The organism is Vibrio sp. WZ-1, assembly GCF_052037695.1.
GTDB lineage: Bacteria > Pseudomonadota > Gammaproteobacteria > Enterobacterales > Vibrionaceae > Vibrio.
Genome location: NZ_JBQEQR010000085.1, coordinates 253,740 through 273,873, shown reverse-complemented (window position 1 = coordinate 273,873; position 20,134 = coordinate 253,740). Strand labels below are relative to the sequence as shown.

22 protein-coding genes and 1 riboswitch are annotated in these 20,134 nt (G+C 44.8%); of the genes, 6 read left to right on the top strand and 16 right to left on the bottom strand.

What is annotated here, in order from left to right; all coding sequences use genetic code 11:
- Positions 1 to 35: 35 nt before the first annotated feature.
- A riboswitch (Lysine riboswitch) is annotated at positions 36 to 216 on the bottom strand.
- Positions 217 to 820: 604 nt separating this feature from the next.
- A complete protein-coding gene (locus ACTS60_RS21980; RefSeq protein WP_440889976.1) occupies positions 821 to 1,228 on the top strand; it encodes an H-NS family histone-like protein in 408 nt (135 codons plus the stop codon).
- A gap of 141 nt (positions 1,229 to 1,369) precedes the next feature.
- On the opposite strand, the gene ACTS60_RS21975 is transcribed toward ACTS60_RS21980, so the two are convergent.
- Together ACTS60_RS21975 and ACTS60_RS21970 are read right to left on the bottom strand one after the other, a co-directional pair.
- Positions 1,370 to 2,674, bottom strand: a complete 1,305-nt coding sequence (locus tag ACTS60_RS21975) for an inosine/guanosine kinase (RefSeq protein ID WP_440889975.1) — start codon at positions 2,672 to 2,674, stop codon at positions 1,370 to 1,372.
- 116 nt (positions 2,675 to 2,790) lie between these two features.
- Complete coding sequence (locus ACTS60_RS21970) at positions 2,791 to 3,060, bottom strand: hypothetical protein (RefSeq protein WP_440889974.1); 270 nt, start codon at positions 3,058 to 3,060, stop codon at positions 2,791 to 2,793.
- Between the two features lie 188 nt (positions 3,061 to 3,248).
- Between ACTS60_RS21970 and mnmA the strand changes: the two genes are divergently transcribed.
- The 3 genes from mnmA (at position 3,249) to purB (ending at position 6,524) form a co-directional block, all read left to right on the top strand.
- Complete coding sequence (gene mnmA, locus ACTS60_RS21965; protein ID WP_038882799.1) at positions 3,249 to 4,373, top strand: tRNA 2-thiouridine(34) synthase MnmA; 1,125 nt, start codon at positions 3,249 to 3,251, stop codon at positions 4,371 to 4,373.
- A gap of 10 nt (positions 4,374 to 4,383) precedes the next feature.
- Positions 4,384 to 5,001, top strand: a complete 618-nt coding sequence (gene hflD, locus ACTS60_RS21960; RefSeq protein ID WP_440889973.1) for a high frequency lysogenization protein HflD — start codon at positions 4,384 to 4,386, stop codon at positions 4,999 to 5,001.
- A gap of 152 nt (positions 5,002 to 5,153) precedes the next feature.
- On the top strand, positions 5,154 to 6,524 hold the full coding sequence (gene purB / locus ACTS60_RS21955) for an adenylosuccinate lyase (protein WP_440889972.1): 1,371 nt from the start codon (positions 5,154 to 5,156) through the stop codon (positions 6,522 to 6,524).
- 246 nt (positions 6,525 to 6,770) lie between these two features.
- Here the strand turns inward: purB and ACTS60_RS21950 are convergent, their stop codons facing one another.
- The 9 genes from ACTS60_RS21950 to htpX all read right to left on the bottom strand — a co-directional run bounded on the left by ACTS60_RS21950 (position 6,771) and on the right by htpX (position 14,008).
- On the bottom strand, positions 6,771 to 7,289 hold the full coding sequence (locus tag ACTS60_RS21950; protein ID WP_440890155.1) for a DUF3833 domain-containing protein: 519 nt from the start codon (positions 7,287 to 7,289) through the stop codon (positions 6,771 to 6,773).
- A 17-nt stretch (positions 7,290 to 7,306) separates the two neighbouring features.
- Positions 7,307 to 7,900, bottom strand: coding sequence for a chalcone isomerase family protein (locus tag ACTS60_RS21945; RefSeq protein WP_411065502.1), 594 nt, complete (start codon positions 7,898 to 7,900; stop codon positions 7,307 to 7,309).
- On the bottom strand, positions 7,860 to 8,372 hold the full coding sequence (locus ACTS60_RS21940) for a DUF2878 domain-containing protein (RefSeq protein ID WP_440889971.1): 513 nt from the start codon (positions 8,370 to 8,372) through the stop codon (positions 7,860 to 7,862). The genes ACTS60_RS21945 and ACTS60_RS21940 overlap by 41 nt, the downstream gene beginning before the upstream one ends.
- Positions 8,373 to 8,378: 6 nt before the next feature.
- Positions 8,379 to 9,635, bottom strand: coding sequence for a class I SAM-dependent methyltransferase (locus tag ACTS60_RS21935; RefSeq protein ID WP_440889970.1), 1,257 nt, complete (start codon positions 9,633 to 9,635; stop codon positions 8,379 to 8,381).
- The gene (locus ACTS60_RS21930; RefSeq protein ID WP_440889969.1) at positions 9,629 to 10,450 is read right to left on the bottom strand and encodes a DUF1365 domain-containing protein; all 822 of its coding nucleotides are present in this window, start codon (positions 10,448 to 10,450) and stop codon (positions 9,629 to 9,631) included. The genes ACTS60_RS21935 and ACTS60_RS21930 overlap by 7 nt, the downstream gene beginning before the upstream one ends.
- A gap of 1 nt (position 10,451) precedes the next feature.
- A complete protein-coding gene (locus ACTS60_RS21925; RefSeq protein ID WP_440889968.1) occupies positions 10,452 to 11,762 on the bottom strand; it encodes an NAD(P)/FAD-dependent oxidoreductase in 1,311 nt (436 codons plus the stop codon).
- A gap of 12 nt (positions 11,763 to 11,774) precedes the next feature.
- A complete protein-coding gene (locus tag ACTS60_RS21920; protein WP_440889967.1) occupies positions 11,775 to 12,500 on the bottom strand; it encodes an SDR family oxidoreductase in 726 nt (241 codons plus the stop codon).
- Positions 12,497 to 12,916 carry a nuclear transport factor 2 family protein gene (locus tag ACTS60_RS21915; protein WP_440889966.1) on the bottom strand — a complete coding sequence of 140 codons (420 nt, stop codon included), beginning with the start codon at positions 12,914 to 12,916 and terminating at the stop codon, positions 12,497 to 12,499. The genes ACTS60_RS21920 and ACTS60_RS21915 overlap by 4 nt, the downstream gene beginning before the upstream one ends.
- A gap of 222 nt (positions 12,917 to 13,138) precedes the next feature.
- Positions 13,139 to 14,008, bottom strand: a complete 870-nt coding sequence (gene htpX, locus ACTS60_RS21910; protein WP_440889965.1) for a protease HtpX — start codon at positions 14,006 to 14,008, stop codon at positions 13,139 to 13,141.
- 345 nt (positions 14,009 to 14,353) lie between these two features.
- On the opposite strand from htpX, the gene ACTS60_RS21905 reads away from it, so the two are divergent.
- A complete protein-coding gene (locus ACTS60_RS21905) occupies positions 14,354 to 14,521 on the top strand; it encodes a hypothetical protein (RefSeq protein WP_010449198.1) in 168 nt (55 codons plus the stop codon).
- A gap of 95 nt (positions 14,522 to 14,616) precedes the next feature.
- On the opposite strand, the gene bioD is transcribed toward ACTS60_RS21905, so the two are convergent.
- The 4 genes from bioD to bioB are packed head-to-tail and all read right to left on the bottom strand — an operon-like array spanning position 14,617 to position 18,293.
- Entirely contained in the window at positions 14,617 to 15,300 is a 684-nt protein-coding gene (bioD, locus tag ACTS60_RS21900) for a dethiobiotin synthase (protein ID WP_050910476.1), read from the bottom strand.
- Complete coding sequence (gene bioC, locus ACTS60_RS21895) at positions 15,297 to 16,103, bottom strand: malonyl-ACP O-methyltransferase BioC (RefSeq protein ID WP_050910477.1); 807 nt, start codon at positions 16,101 to 16,103, stop codon at positions 15,297 to 15,299. The genes bioD and bioC overlap by 4 nt, the downstream gene beginning before the upstream one ends.
- Positions 16,103 to 17,254, bottom strand: coding sequence for an 8-amino-7-oxononanoate synthase (gene bioF, locus ACTS60_RS21890; protein ID WP_440889964.1), 1,152 nt, complete (start codon positions 17,252 to 17,254; stop codon positions 16,103 to 16,105). The genes bioC and bioF overlap by 1 nt, the downstream gene beginning before the upstream one ends.
- A complete protein-coding gene (gene bioB / locus ACTS60_RS21885) occupies positions 17,241 to 18,293 on the bottom strand; it encodes a biotin synthase BioB (protein ID WP_086369529.1) in 1,053 nt (350 codons plus the stop codon). Before bioB ends, bioF begins: the two co-directional genes overlap by 14 nt.
- Before the next feature lie 130 nt (positions 18,294 to 18,423).
- Between bioB and bioA the strand changes: the two genes are divergently transcribed.
- Positions 18,424 to 19,704, top strand: coding sequence for an adenosylmethionine--8-amino-7-oxononanoate transaminase (bioA, locus tag ACTS60_RS21880; RefSeq protein ID WP_440889963.1), 1,281 nt, complete (start codon positions 18,424 to 18,426; stop codon positions 19,702 to 19,704).
- Positions 19,705 to 19,773: 69 nt separating this feature from the next.
- Here the strand turns inward: bioA and ACTS60_RS21875 are convergent, their stop codons facing one another.
- Positions 19,774 to 20,040: a DksA/TraR family C4-type zinc finger protein gene (locus ACTS60_RS21875; protein WP_045394326.1), complete on the bottom strand. Its 267-nt coding sequence runs from the start codon at positions 20,038 to 20,040 to the stop codon at positions 19,774 to 19,776.
- Positions 20,041 to 20,134 lie beyond the last annotated feature (94 nt).

Below are 20,134 nucleotides of genomic sequence, written 5' to 3'. Positions count from 1 at the left end.
GAACTTAGCGACAGGGAAGCGAACACTCCACCCAACCCTACAGTAGCGCTCCATAGTTTAATGTTTATATACTATGGCAGTGTTGTTCCTTTCGGATACAACCCCAGCAAGTGGTTTCGATAGGCCACTTACTTCGGCAATCTTCGCCTTCCACTATTATTCATTGGTATCACCCCAATAATAGCTACTCTTCGAGACTGCGCCTCTACGGCAACAACAAACAATTAACCATTAATTGTACAAATTAACAACATATTGTCTGCAATATTGCATCAGGTAATTGCCATTGTACTCATGAAGACCACCAATGCAACACATCAAACTAAATTAAATCGATAAATAATCGTCACAATGATTTATAAATGAAATGTAACTGAAACATGGATTACGCAACTGCAATCACATTAATTAAATAAATTAAAGTTAGCCTATACAGACTAGCCTCTACGCTCTGCATTTAAGTTCATAATATTTATCAGTAAGCAAGATCCCAAATAAGAGTAACTCTCATATCCCATATTTAAATTCTATCGGTCATATAGCGCACCTTCACCCAAGGAATAGATACACGACTTTAAGATTAGAGCCATTTCTGCTTAGTATTACAGCCAATAATGCTTACCTGACCAAATAAGTTTGAACTTATATTAAACAGTACGCTCCAATATTGAACTTTGATTGAAAAAAACTATTTATTGTTTGCCAACGTCGGTAAGATGACGTTAAATATTAGAGTTTAATATTTCTATTATTTTGTTTGTTTTAATTAATCACTAGCATTATTATTACCAAACACCCTACTTAAAGAATAGGAACAGTTATGTCTGAGCTGACAAAAACACTTCTAAATATTCGTAGCCTTCGTGCATTTTCACGTGAGCTAACTCTAGAGCAACTTGAAGAAGCACTAGATAAACTAACTACCGTAGTTCAAGAACGCAAAGAAGCAGAAGAAGCTGATCGCGCTGCACAAGCAGAGCAAGAAGCAAAACTAGCAGCAATTGCAGAACAAATTGCCCAAGATGGTATCGACGTTAATGCACTAATTAGCGCGCTATCAGGCGAAACAAAAACAAAAACTAAATCTAAGCGCGCTCCTCGCCCAGCTAAATACAAATATGTAGATACAACTGGCGAAGAGAAAACTTGGACAGGCCAAGGTCGTACACCTTCTGCAATTCAAGAGCAATTAGACGCTGGTAAATCACTAGATGATTTCCTAATCTAATCTAGACATTAAGTCATACTTAAAAGGCTCCATTCAGGAGCCTTTTTTTTATCTCGTATACATCAGATCTCTTCGATAGGCTCAAATAAAAAAGACGCATAAAAACATGCGCCTTTATAAATTCACCGTGAAATGCCTGGGTTAACGCTCCCAGTAAGCCTCTTCAAGACTGTCTTCTCGCTCAGGTAGTCCGCGAGATAAACGAGGAGAATGCTGTACTAGCACTTCATAGCTTGCTCGGTTAGCGTATTTACACACTTGAGAAAACGAAGAATATGTTAAAAACTGATGAGCATGCTTGCTTGAGTTTGGCACATTCTCTTTGTGGTACTTATTTGCCGCCATATCATGAAGCACAGCAGACAATGCAGCATCACCAGCACCATTGGTGTTTTTAATTTTCTCAGGACCGCCCATATAAGGGGAAATATGAGAATAAACTTTAATTGGGTTTACACTCGCATCCTTTTTCGCTGGGCGACTAAATTCGTAACGGTTAAATTCAGCAATAGAACCCGGAAGTAATGGCAAAGAAGTTTCTCGCTTAGCGTCATCTTCTGTATAACCCGCCATAAATAACCCAACTGGACCTGCTGTACATAATACTAGATCTGCCCAATCCAACGTTTTATCAGACGCTGCCAATGGATCAGATTCACCAGTTAGAGCTTCTGCTTCATCTTCATTCATTGCTACAACAGATACGTTATCGCGAATAAACTCTTGCCAGAATGTTGGGTCATCTTGAATTACGAACTTAGTACCTAGTGTTAATACCACTGGTACATCATGTTTCTTCGCGTATTCAATAGCACGCATGGTTGCTTCAGGCATTGGATCACCTTCTTTGCAACGAACTAGATACGCAGTAAGAACAAGCGCTGAGGCACTCTTGAAGATCTTCTCTGGAATATTATCTGGATGAAGTTGGTTCATCTGACCTTCGCTAATTGCGAAAGTACGCTCACCGTCTTCAGTAATAAGAGCAAAACAACGGCCAATTGCACCTTCTACCCCTTGTAGGTAGTTTAAGTCCATGCGGCTAGATGTATTACATAGGTAGCGGTAACCATAGCTACCAATTTTAATATCCTGACTCATCACGCCTAAAAGTGTAGAACGGTCATCCGCTAACACAGAATAGTTGTGTAGTGTGTTGCCGATCGTGCCACCTGCATACTCATTAGTAATCAGGTTCTCTTCTTTTAGTTGCTGGTAAAGCGCTTCTGCAGTTGCATCATCAATTACCAGTGAGTGTCCCTTACTCAAACCATATTTTTCGATTACATCCGTGGTAACTTTAGCTTCGATATCTACCAACGTCTGATCAATACCGATAATGTGAGTACGCGTCATTTTCTTGCTTTCTTGTGCTTGACTGACCAAAGGGTCGCGAGCATGAACCGGAAAATAATGCTTCGATTTGCGTTGTCCAGGAAATTTCATATTGTTTGTCTGAATAAGGGATGAAAAGGAGAACGGATTCTATACCGCTGTTATAAAAGCAGCAATAAAAGCAATTATAGCAAACGTTTGCAGTCTATTTTTTTCTTTCAGGCTACTTATTCACCTTCCATAAAGCTTAGATCCGGTAATTGATCCAGATGCTCACTATAACGCTTTAAGTTGAACTCCCCTTCATTTTTCATCACGTCAAAAATCTCAATCGACATTGCGCACGCCATCATTGCAATCGCGTCTTCACGTGGTGTGCCTGTCATCATTAAGCGCATAAGCGTTTCTTTTACTTTAAGTGGGTTACCATCTTCGAGTTGATTTTCAACAATCTCAATCAACTCAGGTTCTTGCATAAATTGGTTTTCTTCGGTCATTTGATTTTTCCTCTTGGATTTTTGCCAACTATGCCATATATAACTTCTCTATACTTATGAAATTACCGACTTGCGATTTTGTTGGAGAAAAGTGCAGCAAATCGAAGTGTGATTTCGATCTCGGATCTGTCACCGGCCTGTGGATTCTGGTAGAATCTGCGTCCCGTTTATTTAAGTGGTGTTTAGTAATGTCTGATAACAGCCAAAAGAAAGTCATCGTCGGTATGTCCGGCGGCGTTGATTCATCTGTTTCTGCGTATCTTCTCAAGCAACAAGGCTATCAAGTAGAAGGCCTGTTCATGAAGAACTGGGAAGAAGATGACAACGAAGAATATTGTACAGCAGCAGAAGATCTTGCTGATGCTCAGGCAGTATGTGACAAGCTAGGCATTCACCTACACACCATCAACTTTGCTGCTGAGTACTGGGATAATGTATTTGAGTACTTCCTTGCTGAATACAAAGCAGGCCGTACACCAAACCCAGACATTCTTTGTAACAAAGAAATCAAGTTCAAAGCATTCCTAGAATTCGCTGATGAAGTACTTGATGCTGACTACATTGCAATGGGTCACTACGTGCGTCGATCTTTTCCAGAAAACGGTGAAAAGCCACAGATGCTACGCGGCCTAGATGGCAATAAAGACCAAAGCTACTTCTTATACACGTTAAGCCACGAGCAAGTTGCGCGTAGCCTATTCCCTGTAGGTGATCTAGAGAAACCTGAAGTGCGCCGCATCGCGGAAGAGCAAGATCTGATCACAGCTAAGAAGAAAGACTCAACCGGTATCTGTTTCATCGGTGAACGCAAGTTCACAGAGTTCCTTGGTAAATATCTTCCGGCTCAACCAGGTGATATTGAAACACCTGAAGGCGAAGTGATTGGTCAGCACCAAGGCCTTATGTACCACACACTAGGTCAGCGTAAAGGTCTACACATCGGTGGCCGTAAAGGCGGCGGTGGTAACGAAGACCCATGGTTCGTTGGCGAGAAAGATCTTAAACGTAACGTTTTGATAGCGGTACAAGGTAAAGACCACCCAATGCTGAAATCAGAAGGTCTACTTGCATCACAACTTCACTGGGTAGATCGTGAGCCAATTCGCGATGTTATGAAGTGCACAGTGAAAACTCGTTACCGTCAGGAAGATATTCCTTGTACAATCATCCCTATCGATGATGAAAACATTAAAGTGATCTTTGACGAGCCACAAATTGCTGTAACCCCAGGTCAATCAGCTGTGTTCTACAAAGATGACGTATGCCTAGGTGGCGGCATCATCGAGCAACGCATTAAATATTCTCAAGCTTAGGAGTCGTTACGTGGCGAATACACTTTATGACCGTACTATCGCTTTTGCAGGTATCTGCCAAGCTGTTGCTTTGGTTCAACAGGTAGCGAGAGACGGGCATTGTGATCAAGATGCCTTTGAAACGTCAATTAACGCCATTTTGAATACGAGCCCAGCCAACACCATTGGTGTTTTCGGTCGTGAAGCTGATCTTAAGCTGGGTCTTGAATGCTTGGTGAAAGGGATTGATAGCACTCCATCCGGAAGTGAAGTCACTCGCTACATCATCAGCCTAATGGCATTAGAGCGCAAGCTATCGAGCCGCAATGATGCAATGTCACAACTTGGTGACCGCATCCAAATGGCTCAGCGTCAAACGGAACATTTTGAATTGCTAGATGATCAAATGATCAGCAACCTAGCAAGCATTTACTTGGACGTTGTGAGCCCAATTGGCCCTCGCATTCAAGTAACTGGTACTCCATCTGTACTGCAACAGACCTCTAACCAGCACAAAGTTCGTGCGCTGTTGTTATCCGGTATTCGTAGTGCGGTACTCTGGCGTCAAGTTGGCGGTAAACGTCGTCATCTAATCTTCGGACGCAAGAAGATGATCGAGCAAGCACAAATCCTTCTTGCTCGCATGTAATAAGGTATAACATAAGCAGCTCGCGTTTATCGCGAGCTCATTTTTTTGAACAAAACAAATCTCGCGCAAACGTTTGCGCAATATTCGTGACAATTGCCACAGTTATTGGTATAAAGCTCACGAAATTTAGAAACCCAATTCAGGAGAACATCATGGAACTGTCAGCATTGACTGCTGTTTCACCAGTAGACGGTCGTTACGGAAGCAAGACAATTGCGTTACGCGAAATTTTCAGTGAATACGGTCTACTAAAATACCGTACTATCGTTGAAATCCGCTGGCTTCAAAAGCTTGCTGCTACTGCTGAAATTGCAGAAGTGCCAGCGTTTAGCGCAGAAGCAAACCAATTCCTAGACGACCTTGCTGCAAACTTCTCTGAAGAAGATGCACGCCGTATCAAAGAGATCGAGCGTACAACTAACCACGACGTTAAAGCCGTTGAGTACTTCCTAAAAGAGAAAGTAGCAGACGTTCCTGAGCTGCACGCAGTAAACGAGTTCTTCCACTTTGCATGTACTTCTGAAGATATCAACAACACGTCACACGCTCTAATGCTTAAAGAAGCGCGTGAGACTGTGATTCTTCCAGAAATTCGCAACCTAATCGACGCAATCAAAGCGCTTGCTGTTGAATACCGCGATATTCCTCTCCTATCTCGTACACACGGTCAGCCGGCTTCTCCATCAACAATGGGTAAAGAAATGGCAAACGTGGCGTACCGTATGGAGCGTCAATTCAAGCAAATCGAAAACGTTGAGATCCTAGCGAAAATCAACGGTGCAGTAGGTAACTACAACGCACACCTTTCTGCTTACCCAGAGCTAGATTGGCACAAGTTCTCTGAAGAGTTCATCACTGAGTCTCTTGGTGTTACTTGGAACCCTTACACTACGCAAATCGAGCCACACGATTACATTGCTGAACTATTCGATGCAGTAGCTCGTTTCAACACTATCCTGATCGACTTCGACCGTGATGTTTGGGGTTACATTGCACTAGGCCACTTCAAGCAAAAGACCATTGCCGGTGAAATTGGCTCTTCAACAATGCCTCACAAAGTTAACCCAATCGACTTTGAAAACTCTGAAGGTAACCTAGGCCTTGCGAACGCTGTGTTCGGCCACCTAGCACAGAAACTGCCTGTTTCTCGCTGGCAACGTGACCTAACTGACTCAACGGTTCTTCGTAACCTTGGTGTTGGTGTTGGCTACGCAATCATCGCTTACACTTCTACGCTTAAAGGCATCAGCAAGCTAGAAGTAAACCGTGAAGCACTTCTTGCTGAACTAGACAAGAACTGGGAAGTACTAGCAGAGCCAGTACAAACAGTAATGCGTCGTTACGGCATCGAGAAGCCATACGAGAAGCTAAAAGAGCTAACTCGTGGTAAACGTGTAGACGGCGAAGCAATGCGTAACTTCATTGACGGTCTTGAGCTTCCTGACCACGAGAAAGCACGTCTGAAAGAGATGACGCCAGCGAACTACATCGGTCAAGCAATCGAGCTAACAGATAAGCTGTAAGAGAATCGAGAATCGGATAATTTTGAGGGTTGACGTGAGAGCGTCAACCCTTTCTTTTTAGGGGAACGGGCTTCGCCCGATGGAACACTGCCCTTTAGGATAACGCTCTTTTATATCAATCTGGATGGCAAGTGCATTCAATACTTTCTCAATTCAACTTCCCTTTGCTAAACTTACAGCTCCCCACTCTCGACTCCTATAGCGAAGCGCTCTCGAATCTCGAATCTCGAAGCGTTCTAAACTCTTTTATTGCCTCTGAAAGAAAAGAGTAATCGTCCCTACTTCGACACCAAACTTCTTAATCTTGGTGAGATTAAACGCGTGCATGTCATCTTGGCGGTAGAGCCAGTCATCAAATGAGACCGTGATGGTTGAGCCATCCATTTTTAGCTCAAAATCGTATTGCCATTGCAGCGTATTACCCATCTCTTTACCGGTGGCAACACCAATAATGTCATCCGCTTTACCTTGATAAGTACCGTCTTCGAGTTTAGTAATGACCCATATACGCTGGTCGAGCTCGCCATCATCAAAGACAAAGTCTTCCACCAGAGTTAGTTCATTGCCTTCCACTGTGCCGACGATGTCGACTTCAAATCGACGGGTCTGTTTCTCGGTGTAGTCTTGCACCATCCCCCACGCCTTTACATCACCTTCAAAATAGCCAAATAAATCAAAGGCAGGCGATGCCGCTTGATAGTTATCGATGTCCGCAGAGCACGCACTGAGTAGCGTTACCGCTGCAATCACTGGTGCTTTGAGCATTCGTTGTAATAATTTCACTACCTTACCTGCCCTATCAGTTGTTTACGGAGTTTAGGAAACGCCGTTTGAGGTGATAACCAAATAGAAAGAAACGCGTCATTGAGATGCTCATCCCTCACATAACCCACGGTTTGATAAGGCTCTCTCCCAGCTTTGCGATAAATAAGCTGACCGTTTGTACCATCAGTGAGATAAGTCAACTCATCGCCTTTCTTAATATCAGGGAACATCGTGTTCAATTCAGAAATCCACTGCTGACGATAGGCCTGAGTAAACCCCAATTTCTGCCACTGTTCATCCGTCACATCGAGCAGCTGCTCTTTGCTAATATCACGCTGATAGTTAATCTCTAAAGCAAAGGGATGGGGAGAGACGTCACTAGACACCAAGTACTGCCCACCGGGCGCTTTGAGGCGAGACTTGTAGATATCAAAAACAAACCAAGTGAGTTGAGCCTCACCGACCGTTTGCCATTGTAGCCAGTTGCCTGTGGTCGTTGCCGCACTCGAACCCACCACGTTTTGAGCTTGCAAAGGCAACGCATAGAATAAAGAGACTGCCATAACACTACTAGTCAGTTTCCGTTTCCAATTTCTCTTCAAGCCTTTCATTTCCGTACACCTTGAGTATCAAAAGCATCATTGCGCACCATTCGACAAATAAGATCGTGAGTGTGGTGCCAACGCTAAATCCAAATTCAACGGCTTGGAATTTGTAGCCAGCAAAATAGCTCGCTGTTCCTCCGAGACCGCCTACTATTGATACGTAGGTTTTTGGGAAACGGTACAAAATTGACTTGAGTTGGTAGGCATACCATGAGAATAAAACCCACAAGCAAACAAGCCAGATCGGCAACCAAGTGGATGGGAATATAAAGACGGAAAATTGCTTATTGAAAGTATCTAGCACCAAACCAATGGATACAATCATAGTGATATTCTTGAGAGAGGTAGGCTCTACTCTCCAGCAGTACACCAAGGTAAGTAACGTTAGTATTAACGTCAGCCACTGCCATTGTTCGGTCCCAAGCACCGCTACAAACCAGCAGAGTTGGAACCATGTAGAAGCGATAAATACTCTCATAACGAACTACGGACGCTGAAACGTCATGTGAATGGCACTGATCGTGCGAGCTAAGAAGCCCCCCTCACAGTAGCTCATGTAGTAACGCCACATGCGTACGAAGCGATCGTCGTAACCAAACGATCGCACTTCACTCTCGGCTTGATTAAAGCGATGATGCCACTCATTAAGCGTTTTGGCGTAATCAAGCCCAATATCAAACAGGTCTCTGGTAACCAAGTCACTGTACTTTGTGGTCGCTTGAGTAAGCGATGTGACCGAAGGTAAAAATCCTCCCGGGAAAATGTACTTCTGAATAAAATCGACATTGTTGCTGTAGTAATCGTAGCGCTGGTCGGCAATCGTAATCGCTTGAATCGCCATCAAGCCTCCCGACTTCAACAAGGATTCGCACTTCTTGATGTAAGAAGGCAGAAACTGCTTACCCACCGCTTCAATCATCTCTATAGAAACAAGCTTGTCGTAAGTTCCGGTTAGGTTGCGGTAATCTTCTTTGAGCAGTGTAATTTTTCCCTCTAATCCATGCTCTTTAATCTTCTGTTCCGCGTAAGCATGCTGCTCTTCAGAAATGGTTGTCGTCGTCACCTGACAGCCATATTGTTCTGCCATATAAATCGCCATTGCCCCCCACCCAGTACCAATTTCGATAACATGGTCGCTGGGTTTGAGCTCAAGTTGCTGGCACAGCCGATCCATTTTGTTGATTTGAGCTTGCTCTAAAGAGTCATCAGGTTGGTTATACAATGCTGACGAATACAGCATGTTGGTATCAAGAAAAGCTTGGTAAAGGTTATTGCCCAAGTCATAGTGGGCATGGATATTCTTACGAGAGTTTTCCTGCGAGTTACGGTTTGTCCAATGGCTGAATTTATAAAGCAGCCTTGTTAGCCAACTGCCCTGCTCTTCAAGTTTGTCCAATGCACGCATGTTGAGAGCCATCAACTTCATCAATGCCGTCAAATCTGGGCTATCCCACCAGCCATCCATGTAAGCTTCACCTGCGGCAATGCTGCCGCCTTGTAAAATACGTGAATAAAAGCCCGGATGTTTGACCTCAATCGTCGCCGCAACTGGCTCACCATTATATTCCCCATTCGGAGTTGAGAATCTCTCACTGCGCTCCGTCGTTTCTGTTTTGAAGCTCTCAATTACCGTTAAGCATCCGATCTCCATCTTTTGCAGACACTGAAATAGAACTCCACGAGCCGCTTTTTGCGTCGTCGTTAATTCACGCGGCATTGCCATAGAAGTTGTGTTTAACATGCAGAGTTCTCCTTGTGCTTATTATTCTTTTCGTCTTTACTCACCGGCTCGGTTTCCGTCTTTTTTGGTTGAGCATATTTAGGGTGTGAGTAAAAAGGCGCACCTTTAATCCAAAGTTTTAGGGCATGCCAGTAAATACCAGCAATGACTTTTACCGTTTGAATAGGCGTAACGATCAAGCACTTCAATAAGGTTTTACTTGAAAGTGGCTGCGCTTTCATCGCCATGGTGGCATCAAAATGTTTTTCACCTTTGTGGCATTCAAGATGGATATTTAACTTGTCTGTCAAAGGTTTGATCTTCCAATGGTAGCGTTGGTCGATTGGGTTAAAAGGCGAGACATGGAACGCTTTGTCTTGCTCCCAACCAAAATTTTCATCCTGCGCGTTTGCCGCTATCGCATAATAATGACGTTCATTCCAAGGGGTGTTGCTGACTTCTGCCAGCAGGTACTTCCACTCGCCCTCCTTGTTATAAACGTAGTAGAAATTGACCGGACTGAAATAGAGCCCTAAGTAACGCAGGTGACAAACGGCAATCACTTTACCCGTCAAACGAACGCCAGTTAACGATTCCAATTTATCTTGAACGGCTGATTTAATGCATCCGTCACCACCAATATAGTCACTGCGCTTAAAGCGTGCCCAATGCCACCAGCGCAGTCCAAAACCCCAGACATTTTTTTCCAGCGCCTCAAGTTCGTCTACGTCGATGGCAGGCATAAATAGTGAGTAATTCAACTCATGACTCACAGGCGTGAATCGACGGTGGCGAACATTGCCTATAAACAATCGGCTGTTCATCTGGCTACTCATATCACGCCGCGCCTTTTTCAAAAGGCACCACATTTTGCTCGCGGTATTTTTCTTCTAGACCTTGAACAACATCAAGCGCGCTACGAACACCATCTTCATGGAAGCCGTTGTACCAATAAGCACCACAGAACCATGTACTCTGTTTGTCTTGGACTTCGTCTTTACGTTGCTGTGCGGCAATAGACTCCGTGGTAAATACAGGATGATGGTAAGTGAATGAGCGTAGAATCTTGTTTGGGTTGATTTTTTTTGCACTGTTCAACGTGACACAGAAAGTATGCTCAGACTGAATGTGTTGCAATATGTTCATGTTATAAGTCAAAGAAGGAAGACGCTCTTGCTCTTCTTGACTGCCATCGAGTAGGTAGTTCCACGCCGCCCATGCCGCCTTGCGTTTAGGCAACAGGCCAATATCCGTATGCAACACGACTTCGTTTGCTTGGTACGCCATATCGCCTAAGATTTCTTGCTCGGTGGAGCTTATGTCGCCCAGCATTCGCATTGCTTGATCACTGTGGCAAGCGAAGATAACGTCATCAAACCAGTGCGTCTCACCATGAACTTCAATACCAACACCGTTATCAGTACGGATGACTTTTTCAACCGGACTATTAAGGTGTATACGCTCGGCAAAGCCTTTAGTTAATGGTGAAATATAAGAGCGAGAGCCACCTTTAATCACATACCACTGTGGACGATTGGTGATATCTAACAGACCATGATTAAGGAAGAAACGTAAGAAGAACATTAACGGGAATGCGCGCATGTCCGCCAAAGTCGACGACCAAATCGCAGCGCCCATCGGCAAGACGTAGTTATCGGTGAAGAACGCACTGAAGTTGTGATCATCGAGAAAGTCACCTAGCGTTTGTGAATTGCTCGACTGCTCATTAGCAAAGCGCTTCGCCAGTTTGTTGAAGCGAAGAATCTCGAAGATAAAGCGGTAGAATTTGGGATTCGCCCAATTTCGTTTTTGAGCAAATAGCGTCGACACTGTATGACCGTTGTACTCCAAGCTATTACCGTCATTTCTGACACTAAAGCTCATTTGAGTCGGAATACCTTCAACACCAACCTCTTTCATCATCTTGATGAAGTTTGGATACGTGCGGTCGTTGTAGACAATAAAACCGGTATCAATGGCGTACGCTTTGCCGTTTAAGCTCACGTCGACGGTCGCCGTATGCCCACCAATGTAGTCGTTCGCTTCAAACAATGTTACGTCATGTTCTTTATGCAAGTAATAGCCACAAGTGAGGCCAGAAATCCCGGTACCAACGATGGCGACTTTCTTTTTTCCTGCAATGTTCATGCTTCTTCCTTCTTATGATACGAGTTTTGCGGTCAGCCGAGCTTGCCAGCTGTAGGGAAGCAGCGAGATAAAGCGTAAAATGCCAGTGAATCTCGCTGGGAAATAGATATGGCTTTTGTTTGCATCCAACTGTTTTCGGATCGCAGCAGAAGCCTGATTCACCGAAACAATCATCGGCATATCAAAGGTGTTTTTGTCAGTGAGAGGCGTGTCGACAAAGCCAGGAAAGACCGTGACGACTTTGATACCTTTCTTCTTCAAGTCGACCGCCAGCGTGCGCGCGAAATAACTCACGGCCGCTTTTGATGCGCCATAGGCTTCAGCTCTTGGGAGTGCAACTTCAGAGGCAATTGATCCAACAATGACAACTCGATGTCCACGTTCAAATCGAGGCTGACAAGCTTCAATACAATTGGCTACTCCAACCACATTAACGCTCATGACTCGTGCCATAAGCTTCGCATCCACAACGCCATCGTCCATGTATTCACAATCGCCTGCGTTGAAAATCCAGGTTTCAGGAACAAAAGGCAATTCAGTCAGTGTTTGAAGGGTTTCCTCATACTGCGTTACATCAAAGCGTAAGGTTGAGATGTTCTTAGACGCGTCCTCAAGCTCTGCCAACACCGCCTCATTGCGTCCGCAGGCAATCACCTTCCAACCTGCATTTGCGTAGTCCAAAGCGAGTTGTCTACCGATACCTGAGGTCGCACCTGTAATCAGTACCGAGCCGCTCATTGTCCTAGCCTCTGTTTGATGGTTTTAACCACAGAGCCAAGCAGTGGCAGATTTTCGTAGAGCATTTCACCCAAATCGAAATAGTCTCGATGATAAATAACCTGCCCATCGCGGAACTTAAGGTGCGAGACGCCATTCACTGAGATAGGCGCGCCTTTCTGAAGTTTTGGGTGCTGTAAGTCCATCGTCCAAGTGAGGAACCCGGTTTCCCCAACTTGTTGATGGTCATGAATGATGAAGTCACAACGAATAACATTGGTGTAAAGCGATTGAAAATAATCCGACAGCGCAGGCCACCCTTCTAAGCGATGAGCGGCATCTTCAAACACCACATCTTGGTGGTAAACCTCTTCAAGCAAGTGCAAATTTGCCTTGCTCAACTTTTGATAAATGTTGCCAACTGACTGAATGTCCATTCTCTCGCTCCCATATCACTTTCAACAGTTGTACAAAATTATTATATGTACAAGATAGACCAATCATAAAAAGTTGTACAAAAATATTTTTGTATAACTTTGTTTCTGTAAAGTGATACGTGACGAGTTCCACTAGCGATCAATAGACACAAAAAAAGGCTTGGTTAAAAAACCAAGCCTTTTCAGAATATTAACTAGCAGCTAATTCAACTGTTAGCGGAATTAGTATTGTTGACTACGTAGCGCTGCAATACGTTTATCTAATGGTGGGTGGCTCATTAGAAGCTCAGTCATAGAGCGCTTACCGTTGATACCAAACGCCATCATAGTACCATCCAGTTGAGATTCGTGGCTCATTTTCAAACGCTCAAGCGCAGCGATCATCTTCTCTTTTCCCACTAGCTGTGCCGCACCTGCGTCAGCATGAAATTCACGATGACGACTGTACCACATGGTTAGGAAGCTTGCTAAGAAGCCGAACACCAGCTCCAGTACCATAGACACACCGAAGTAAACCATCATGTTTGAGCCTTGACCTTCTTCATCGTCATTCGAAGCAACGATGTTGGCAATAAAGCGAGATAAGAAGATAACAAATGTGTTCACCACACCTTGCATTAGCGTCATGGTTACCATGTCACCATTCTCAATATGGCTCACCTCGTGCGCAAGTACCGCTTCCGCTTCATCACGCGTCATGTTGTGCAGAAGACCCGTTGATACCGCAACCAGTGAATCATCACGTTTCGCACCCGTTGCGAACGCGTTAATGTCAGCCGCATCATAAATCGCTACCGTTGGCATGCCAATACCAGCTTGTTGAGCCTGACGGCTAACGGTTTCTAGAAGCCAATGCTCTGTCTCATTACGTGGGCTTTCGATGACCATACCGCCAACAGAACGCAGCGCCATGCCTTTCGACATCATTAGTGAGATAAATGCACCACCAAAGCCAAACACAGCAGCCATAATAAGTAGACCAGATAGACTACCTGGCTGCATTCCAGTTACAGCGTAAACAATATTCAGAACAATACTAAGCACCAGCACGACTGCTAGGTTAGTTGCTAGGAATAACATAATTCGCTTCATTACTTTTCTCCGAGGAAGCTTATTGTTTTAAATAAAACTATTCTAAAGCTGATTATTATAAAAGCCGATTCCGCTTGGTTTCTGGCTTCGTTGCGTTATAGATATAGTCTATCGCCATTAAAAACAAGGTTAAGCAATAAATTGCAACATTTGTTTTCGAGATTGAAATATTTACACAAACTGTAAAATTTAACTCCCCAAGAAACAGGGTCTTAGCCTAGGTATAGACTTTGGTCTTATTGTACGACTACCTGAGCGTGCTAGATTCGAGTTAGATGAACAAAAACGGGGTAAGCTTTAAACACAACTAAGCACCCTAAACTTCCATGTCTTGAGGGAAAAATCATGGTAGAAACTAACGACTATCAAATGGCTATCGATCTACTTTGTTGTCATCTAGGTATCTCAGAGGATGAGGCAAAACAACAACTTGGTATTTCAACTGACGCTCACATGTCAAAGCGCGTTGCTGAAACACAGCAAGCTTTGATGGGGCTTAGCCAAGAGAAATAAACTGAGCGTCGGATCTTACGATTAGACACAAAAGTTTACATGAGAAAAGGGCTGCATTGTGCAGCCCTTTTTGTATTTATCGAATCGCGAAGCCTTTATGCGTTTAGCAACGGCTCAACGTTAATGTATTTGCCTAGATCTTTACGCTTCGCACTTGGAATGTATGGGATCTCACCAAGTTTTGGAGCATCTAAACGATCTTCCAGCATATCGATGATCTCTGCATAGTGCTCTGTGCCTGGGTTAACACGGTTCGCTACCCAGCCAACGAGATTCAAACCATCCGCTTTGATGATCTCTGCCGTTAACAGCGCGTGGCTCAAACAACCCAGCTTGATACCGACAACCAGAACTACCGGAAGCTGCTCTTGCTGTACCCATGTCGACAGGCTGTCTGTATCAGATACAGGCACACGCCAACCACCAGCACCTTCCACAAGAACAATGTCAGATTGTTCTTTATGGTGAGCCAATTTTTCGCTCAGTACTTCGTATTTAATTTCTACATGTTCGTGCTTAGCGGCGATGTGAGGAGAAGCGGGTAATTCCAAAGCGTATGGGTTTACATCGTCGTACGCGATATCTAGTGTTGCCGCTTTCTGCAGATGCAATGCATCCGAGTTACGCCAACCTTCCGCCGTCTTGTCGCTTCCCGCAGCCACTGGCTTGTAACCAATGGTGTCAAGCCCTTTCGCGCCAAGTGCTTGTAAAATAGCTTTAGACGCTACCGTTTTTCCTACATCAGTATCCGTACCAGCAATAAAAAATGCATCAATCATTTAACTATGACTCCAAAACAAACCTGATAACTTGCAGGTAGAAGACCTTGATCGTTTCTAAATGCTTGGTACTCGCGCTCAACTTGCAACAAGGTGCGACGACTCGTCAGACCATGTGAGCGCCCGCTTACGTGATTTGCACCAATGCCTTTGAGATCACGCATGACAGAAAACGCTGAATCGTACCAAACTGTGATGGGGGTCAAGTCTAGATGATGGTTGTGGCACCAAGATTGCGCTAACGCAATTTTTACCTGATTGTGGGTAATAAAGTTATTCACGTGTTGATATGTATCAATTTTTGACCACGCCTCTCGCAACTCATAAAGTGAGCCATCGGCTAATGTTGAGAACCCCCCCGTCCCTCCTACCTTTAAGACGCGACGAATCTCTCTTAACGGGTAACTTAAATCCACACACCATTGCAAAGCCAAACTTGAAAAAACGTAATCGAAGCTCTCATCATCAAATGGCAAGTTTTCGGCATCAGCTATTTGGTACTGCATTTGCTGTGTACCACAACGCTGCTGCGCTTTATCTAACATCGCTTGAGAGATATCGCCGCAAACCACTTCTGCACCACGTTGTTGGAGAAGTTGAGAGAAGTAGCCTGTACCACACCCCAAATCTAAGACGCGTTTTCCCGTTAAGTTTTCAGGAAGTTTATCAAGCAAGCGATGTCCAACATCACGCTGAAACGCCGCGTGTTTGTCGTACGTTTCTGCTGCTTTTCCAAACGAAGAGGCAATCGCTTCTTTGTCTTGGTAAAAGCTTTCCAATGTCATATTTTCTGCATTATCCATTACAGCGCTCCTAATGCTTGCTTCAATGCCATTGAAAGCGTTTTAACTTGCTCATTGGTGTGATTGGCTGTGAGCGTAATTCGAAGACGAGATGTTCCTTTAGGTACCGTCGGTGGACGAATAGCAGTCACCCAAATGCCGTTCTGTCGACAAGCATTTGCAACCTGCAAAGCCAGTTCAGATTCACCAATCATAAAGGGCTTAATCGAGGTTTGGGTTTCGACAAAACCGTCGAGATCTTGAAGACCATCTCGATATACTTCATTTAATTCCGTAAGCTTTTCGCGTCGCCAAGACTGCTCTTGAATCATCGAGACTGCATGAGTCAACGCATACGCTTGTGCTGGCGGTATCGCTGTGGAATACACATGGTGACGAGCAAACTGAGTTAAAAAGTCCCCCGTTGCGTGGTCACATAAGATAGCCGCGCCAGACATACCAAAAGCTTTGCCAAAAGTAACGATCAACAACTCAGGCTTAACTGTTGCCAGCTCGCAAGAACCACCACCGGATTCACCAAGAACGCCAATACCGTGTGCATCATCGACGGCGAACCAAGCATCGTGGCTTCTTGTAACTTCAGCGATATCAGCAAGCGGTGCACAATCCCCGTCCATACTGAATACCCCTTCAGTTACGACCAGATGATTGTCTTCGCTACTCAGCAGCGATTTTAGATGCGCGATGTCGTTGTGCTTGAAGCGCTTCATTTTAGCTGGCGACAACATCCCTGCCTCCATCAAAGAAGCATGGTTCAAACGGTCTTGAATGAGTACATCTGATTTTTCTAGCAAGGTGAATAACAACGCTTGATTGGCACTGAATCCAGAACCAAACAGGATTGCCCGTTCATAACCCAGCCATTCGGTCAATGCAGCTTCTAAATTACTGTGCGCCGCACTAAAGCCTGTCACCATTGGAGAGGCGCCGCTACCACTGCCGTATACACTCAAGCCTTGTTGCCAAGCACGAACAAGCGCTTGGTCATTGGCCAAGCCTAAGTAGTCGTTACTTGAGAAGTTGATGTAGCGTCTGCCTTCGTATTCCAAAATCGATTGGTTGCCGGAAAACACCACATTCATCGAACGATTCAGCCCCTGCGCTTTACGGTCGGCAAGGGCGGACTCGATACGAGATTTAAACGCTGGCATCGTAGAAAAGGTCGTCTTTTGTTGGACGAGCAGCAACACGCTCTACAACGCGATCCAGCAACTCGTTTTCTTCGATTTCATCGGGTTTTTGAGACACTTCTTGGCTGTTAATGCCGAGCTTATTGAACAGCATCATGTCTTTATCTTCAGAAGGGTTTGGAGTCGTCAGAAGTTTGCAGCCATAGAAGACTGAGTTCGCACCCGCCATAAAACACAGCGCTTGCATTTGTTCGTTCATGTTTTCACGGCCAGCCGATAGACGAACCGCTGATTGAGGCATCATGATGCGTGCAATCGCAATCAAGCGAATGAAATCGAATGGCTCAACATCGTCTACCTCTTCCAGTGGTGTACCTTTCACCTTAACCAGCATATTGATTGGCACGCTTTCAGGGTGCACTGGCAAGTTAGCTAATTCAACCAACAAGCCCGCTCGGTCATTGGCACTCTCACCCATGCCAATGATGCCACCAGAACAAATCTTCATGCCGGCATCACGAACGTGAGAAAGCGTATCTAAACGGTCTTGATAAGTACGTGTGGTAATGATGTTGCCGTAGAACTCAGGTGAAGTATCTAGATTGTGGTTGTAGTAATCCAGACCTGCAGTTGCCAGTTGCTTTGCTTGATCTGGCGTCAGCATGCCTAATGTCATACACGTTTCTAAACCCATGTCTTTCACGCCTTTGATCATGTCGGTCAAGTGCGGCATATCACGCTCTTTAGGGTTCTTCCACGCTGCGCCCATACAGAATCGAGTAGAACCCGCGTTTTTTGCTTTTTGCGCAGCGTCGAGTACGCGTTCTACTTCCATCAGACGCTCTTTTTCTATGTCTGTGGTGTAACGAGCACTCTGAGGACAGTACTTACAATCTTCCGGACAAGCACCTGTCTTAATCGAAAGAAGCGTGCTTACTTGAACATGATTGGTTTGTTGGTATTGACGATGAACAAGCTGTGCTTCGAATAGCAGATCCATGAACGGTTTTTCCATGAGATCGCGCACTTCAGCATGCGTCCAGTTATGACGAACTTCCACGTGTATTCCTTTAGTCACTTTTTTTGTTGTGTTGACAGTCTACTGAGTCTCGATAAACTGTCAACACAACACTAAACCACAAAGTTTACACCTGTTTATTTTTTAAACTCAATTACTATTGGAATAGCACATGGATCTCGCCTTCGACCGCCAGCACATCTGGCATCCCTACACTTCGACGTTGACACCTCTGACCTGCTACCCAGTGGCATCAGCAAGTGGTGTCCACATTAAATTGGAAGACGGGACAGAGCTTGTCGATGGTATGTCTTCTTGGTGGTCAACGATCCACGGCTACAACCACCCGCACTTAAATCAAGCGGCTCACCAGCAAATCGACCAAGTCTCTCACGTAATGTTTGGCGGAATTACCCACCAGCCAGCAATCAGTTTATGTAAGAAGTTGCTATCCCTAGCCCCAAGTAATCTTGAACATGTATTCCTTGCCGATTCAGGTTCCGTTGCCGTAGAAGTCAGCTTAAAAATGGCACTGCAATATTGGCATGCAAAAGGCGAACGCCGACCAAAGTTTCTTACTTTGCGACACGGTTATCACGGCGATACGTTTGCGGCGATGTCGGTCACCGATCCTGATAATTCCATGCACTCTCTCTACAAAGGTTTTTTGCCTGAGCATATCTTTGCCCAGTCACCTACTTGTGGGTATTGGGATGAATGGAAGCCGGAAGATCTTGCAGACTTTGAGCGCAAGATTGAAACGCATCACCAAGAACTCGCTGCGGTGATCCTAGAGCCTATCGTTCAGGGTGCGGGCGGTATGCGTATCTACCATCCAGAATTTCTCAAAGGTGTGCGTAGGCTTTGCGACAAATACGGTTTGTTATTGATTGCAGATGAAATCGCAACCGGATTTGGGCGTACCGGTAAACTGTTTGCTTGCGAACACGCAGATATTCAGCCAGACATTTTGTGTGTCGGTAAAGCACTCACCGGCGGCTACATGACACTCTCTGCGACCCTAGCGAGCAAACACGTCGCGGATACTGTTTGTGGTGGTGATGCTGGTTGTTTCATGCATGGCCCAACCTTTATGGGTAACCCGCTCGCCTGCGCCGTTGCCACCGCAAGTTTAGAATTGATAGAACAAGGCAACTGGCAGCAGCAAACCCAACAAATCGAAACACTGTTTTCTGAGTTACTACCAAAACTTGAAAAATACGACTTGGTGAAAAACACCCGTTGGTTGGGTGCCATTGGCGTAGTGGAGACGCATCGCCCTGTTAATATGGAAACCATCCAGGCTCTCTTTGTTGAGCACGGTGTTTGGATTCGTCCATTTGGTAAACTGATTTATATGATGCCGCCATTCATCAGCAAGCCGGAAGATATTGAGAAGCTAGTTAACGCGATTGATGCTGCTTTGCAACGTAAAGATTGCTTCGCTTCATAGTTCAACTCAACACGAAAACGGTTTGAGTATGAGGCTCAAACCGTCTCTTTATTTGCCTGAACAGTAAAGCTATCGAAGTTGACTGTCTTTACTGGCTCGTCGATTAAATAATGCTTGGCGTTGAGACATCAATTCGATTGTTGACTGACATTCGATACACAAACGAACGCCTTTCATCGCAAGACGACGCGCTTCCGGAATCTCATCGCCACACTCATCGCAGTAATGGGCGCTTTCACCCTTTGTGATACTGCCACGAACACGGGAAATCTCGTCGTCTATTGTGTTTTGAATTTGTTGGCTGACGCTATCGTCGTTTGCCCACCCTACGGCCATAAGCCCTCCTCGTTACTTGAATGAGAAAATCTACTTACCGTGGTAAGGTGGATGATTATATCGGTTACAAATAACAAGATAATTAGGGCGTATA

What these genes read in the sequence shown, in the direction of transcription:
- ACTS60_RS21920 (WP_440889967.1), bottom strand. Translation starts at nt 12,500, where the DNA reads ATGAGCGGCTCGGTACTGATTACAGGTGCGACCTCAGGTATCGGTAGA.
- ACTS60_RS21905 (WP_010449198.1), top strand. Translation starts at nt 14,354, where the DNA reads ATGGTAGAAACTAACGACTATCAAATGGCTATCGATCTACTTTGTTGT.
- ACTS60_RS21940 (WP_440889971.1), bottom strand. Translation starts at nt 8,372, where the DNA reads ATGAGAGTATTTATCGCTTCTACATGGTTCCAACTCTGCTGGTTTGTA.
- ACTS60_RS21970 (WP_440889974.1), bottom strand. Translation starts at nt 3,060, where the DNA reads ATGACCGAAGAAAACCAATTTATGCAAGAACCTGAGTTGATTGAGATT.
- bioA (WP_440889963.1), top strand. Translation starts at nt 18,424, where the DNA reads ATGGATCTCGCCTTCGACCGCCAGCACATCTGGCATCCCTACACTTCG.
- ACTS60_RS21875 (WP_045394326.1), bottom strand. Translation starts at nt 20,040, where the DNA reads ATGGCCGTAGGGTGGGCAAACGACGATAGCGTCAGCCAACAAATTCAA.
- ACTS60_RS21950 (WP_440890155.1), bottom strand. Translation starts at nt 7,289, where the DNA reads ATGCTCAAAGCACCAGTGATTGCAGCGGTAACGCTACTCAGTGCGTGC.
- ACTS60_RS21980 (WP_440889976.1), top strand. Translation starts at nt 821, where the DNA reads ATGTCTGAGCTGACAAAAACACTTCTAAATATTCGTAGCCTTCGTGCA.
- bioF (WP_440889964.1), bottom strand. Translation starts at nt 17,254, where the DNA reads ATGCCAGCGTTTAAATCTCGTATCGAGTCCGCCCTTGCCGACCGTAAA.
- ACTS60_RS21975 (WP_440889975.1), bottom strand. Translation starts at nt 2,674, where the DNA reads ATGAAATTTCCTGGACAACGCAAATCGAAGCATTATTTTCCGGTTCAT.
- mnmA (WP_038882799.1), top strand. Translation starts at nt 3,249, where the DNA reads ATGTCTGATAACAGCCAAAAGAAAGTCATCGTCGGTATGTCCGGCGGC.
- ACTS60_RS21930 (WP_440889969.1), bottom strand. Translation starts at nt 10,450, where the DNA reads ATGAGTAGCCAGATGAACAGCCGATTGTTTATAGGCAATGTTCGCCAC.
- ACTS60_RS21915 (WP_440889966.1), bottom strand. Translation starts at nt 12,916, where the DNA reads ATGGACATTCAGTCAGTTGGCAACATTTATCAAAAGTTGAGCAAGGCA.
- ACTS60_RS21945 (WP_411065502.1), bottom strand. Translation starts at nt 7,900, where the DNA reads ATGAAAGGCTTGAAGAGAAATTGGAAACGGAAACTGACTAGTAGTGTT.
- bioD (WP_050910476.1), bottom strand. Translation starts at nt 15,300, where the DNA reads ATGATTGATGCATTTTTTATTGCTGGTACGGATACTGATGTAGGAAAA.
- bioC (WP_050910477.1), bottom strand. Translation starts at nt 16,103, where the DNA reads ATGGATAATGCAGAAAATATGACATTGGAAAGCTTTTACCAAGACAAA.
- ACTS60_RS21925 (WP_440889968.1), bottom strand. Translation starts at nt 11,762, where the DNA reads ATGAACATTGCAGGAAAAAAGAAAGTCGCCATCGTTGGTACCGGGATT.
- purB (WP_440889972.1), top strand. Translation starts at nt 5,154, where the DNA reads ATGGAACTGTCAGCATTGACTGCTGTTTCACCAGTAGACGGTCGTTAC.
- htpX (WP_440889965.1), bottom strand. Translation starts at nt 14,008, where the DNA reads ATGAAGCGAATTATGTTATTCCTAGCAACTAACCTAGCAGTCGTGCTG.
- ACTS60_RS21935 (WP_440889970.1), bottom strand. Translation starts at nt 9,635, where the DNA reads ATGTTAAACACAACTTCTATGGCAATGCCGCGTGAATTAACGACGACG.